This window comes from Paracoccus sp. SY, from assembly GCF_002901215.1.
In the GTDB taxonomy this organism is placed as follows: Bacteria; Pseudomonadota; Alphaproteobacteria; order Rhodobacterales; family Rhodobacteraceae; genus Paracoccus; species Paracoccus acridae.
Genome location: NZ_NWMQ01000114.1, coordinates 1 through 2872 on the forward strand (window position 1 = coordinate 1; position 2872 = coordinate 2872).

Here is a 2872-nt window from a genome sequence, read left to right on the forward strand (position 1 = left end):
ACCTTGAAGCTCTCCACGGCGGCACGGGTCGAGGCCTCGTCTCCGGCGAGCCCGAGGATGGCAGGATGGAAAGCAGCCAAATATTCGTCGAGGCCGCTCGCGCGGTCACGGGCCGGATCGACCGAGATGAACACGGGCTGCACCTTCTCGGCTTGTGGTCCCAGATCATCCATGACCTGGGCTACTTCCGACATGGTGGTCGGGCAGATGTCAGGGCAGTTGGTAAAGCCGAAGAAGACAAGAACATACTTGCCCTTGAACTCCTCGGTCGTGTGGATGGCACCCGTCTCATCCGGCAGGGAAAACGCCGGCCGAAAAGCAGCTGCTTGCTCTTGTCGATCAGCACGCCAGAGCAGCACGCCAACAACGACAAGGGAGACCGCCACGGCGATCCAAAGGGCAATCCTGATTGTCTTCAGCATAGTGATATTCCATCTTCGCAACCGCCGCGTAGCACCTCTAGCCACATGAGGTTCAAGCGGCTTCATGCGGCCTCACAGTTTTGTCAGATCATTGTTGTGTGGTGCGCCTTTCGATGGATCAGGATCGCAACCCGATCCAACGCGGCACTTGTGCGCTCCATCTGCGGTATGCCGCACCGTGAGCCGCAAGCAGGACGCGCTCCTCTGTCCGGATCTGCACCGAAGCTGATGTGATGAAAAGAAGAACTGCCAGTAGCCCCGGCAGGGATGGGATTGCCAAAGCTATGCCCATCAGCAGCATGGCTTGCCCCACAAAGGTCGGGTTGCGGCTGAAGCGGAAAAGCCCGCCTGTGACCAAGGCACCGCTTTCACCCTGTCTGACGCCGACTCGCCAGGATGCTCCCATGGACATCTGCGCTGCAAAGGCCAGCATCGCACCTGTCACGGCGAGAAGCACACCTGCAACTCCCATCACGTGATGCCGGCCTTCGGTCCAGAACGGGTCCAGCTTGTGCAACATTGGAAAGACCAGCCACAAAAGCGGTCCGAGGAGCGCCAGCACGAAGGCCAGGCGAAAGCCAAGCGCAGCAAGACGCTCGGTCCCTCGTGCCCGCCCGAACAGCCAAATCGGTCGTCGCGCGGCACGTGCGGCCTCAATCGTGCCCCAGGCAAAAAACGTCAGATAGAGCGCCATGATGCCGAGGGCGATCCATCCCGTCTCTCCCAGCATCTCAGGCCTCCTTTGTCGGATCGAAACCCAGCAGACGCAGGGCGTTGAGCGTGACCAGAACCGTGGCCCCGGTATCGGCCAGAATGGCGATCCAGAGGCCGGTGATGCCCAGCACCGAGGTCACGAGGAACACGGCTTTCAGCCCAAGCGCCAGCGTCACGTTCTGCCTGATGTTGCCCATGGTCGCGCGGGCCAGCCGGATCAGGGCAGGGGCGTCGGTCACCCGATCCCGCAGGATCGCGCCGTCAGCCGTTTCCAGCGCCACATCGGTGCCTGAACCCATTGCCACGCCAACCCGCGCTTCCTTCAAGGCAGGGGCGTCGTTGATGCCGTCGCCGATCATCATGACGCTGCCCTGGCGGTTCAGGTCGCGGATCGCAGTCAGCTTGTCCTCGGGCATCATCCCGGCGCGGAAGTCTAGCTCAAGGTTTTGGGCAATGGCCGCTGCCGTGCGAGGATTGTCGCCGGTCAGCATGGTGGCACTGACGCCCAAGGCGCGCAGTTGACGAACAGCCTCGGCCGCATCCTCGCGCGGCTCGTCCTGCATGGCGATCAGCCCAAGCGGCTGCCCGGCCCGGAACACGGCAACAACGGTCTTGCCTTCCTTTTCCAACATCGTCGCGCGATGCAGGGCAACTTCGCCGATCCCGCCGATATCTGCAGCATGGGACGGTGAGGACACCCAGGCTTTTGCCTCGCCAACGATGGCTTCGACGCCTCGTCCCGCGAGAACGCGTGCGTCACGCGCAGCCGGGACCGGCACCTCGACCGCCTTGGCCCGGCGCAGGATCGCCTGAGCGAGAGGATGGTTTGAGCCGGCCTCGACGCTGGCCGCAACGGCCAGGAGTTCGGCTTCGGCAACGCCGGGGGCAGGGATCAGGTCAGTCACAGCCGGTTTGCCGCGCGTCAGGGTGCCAGTCTTGTCTAAGGCGACATGGTTGGTCCTTGCTGCCGCCTCGATGACGGCGCCGCCCTTCATCAGCAGCCCGCGCTTCGCTCCCGAGGATAGCGCCGAGGCGATGGAAGCCGGGACCGAGATCACCAGCGCGCAAGGGCAGCCGATCAGCAGCAGCGCCAAGCCGCGATAGATCCAGGTGCTCCAGTCCTGACCGAAGGCCAGCGGCGGAACCAGAACAACCAGCGCCGACAGCGCAATAACGGCGGGCATGTAGATCCGCGAGAAGCGGTCGATGAACCGTTCCGTGGGGGCGCGGGCCTCTTCGGCCTCTTCCACCAGGCGGATAATGCGCGCGATGGTATTGTCACTCGGGTCTTTGGTGACTCGGATGCGCAGGGCCGCTTCGCTGTTGATGGAGCCGGCAAAGACGCTATCCCCCACGCTCCGGGTCACCGGCACGCTTTCACCGGTCACCGGACTTTCGTCGATGCCGCTTGTGCCCTCTATGATATCGCCGTCCGCAGGAATGCGATCACCGGGACGGACAAGAACGACTTGTCCGATCTCCAGACTGTCGGCCGGAACGGTTCGTGTCTGGCCGGCAGCTTCCAGCAAGGCAGTCTTCGGCACGAGGTTTGCCAAGGCCCGGATGCCTTGGCGTGCCTTGCCAGCCGCGACGCCTTCAAGAACCTCCCCTACGGCAAACAGGAAGATGACCAAAGCCGCTTCTTCCGCAGCGCCGATGAGCAGAGCGCCTCCGGCAGCGATGGTCATCAGGCTCTCGATGGTGAAGGGCTGCCCCATGCGCAGCGCCTCGAAGGC

3 protein-coding genes are annotated in these 2872 nt (G+C 63.4%); all 3 read right to left on the reverse strand.

Annotated elements, in window-relative coordinates:
• Positions 1 to 422: SCO family protein (locus CK944_RS21875; RefSeq protein ID WP_103175147.1), on the reverse strand; the 422-nt coding region annotated here is incomplete at its 3' end.
• Between the two features lie 118 nt (positions 423 to 540).
• A complete protein-coding gene (locus tag CK944_RS21880) occupies positions 541 to 1152 on the reverse strand; it encodes an isoprenylcysteine carboxylmethyltransferase family protein (RefSeq protein ID WP_103175145.1) in 612 nt (203 codons plus the stop codon).
• Between the two features lies 1 nt (position 1153).
• A partial coding sequence (locus CK944_RS21885) for a heavy metal translocating P-type ATPase (RefSeq protein ID WP_103175146.1) occupies positions 1154 to 2872 on the reverse strand: 1719 nt, incomplete at its 5' end.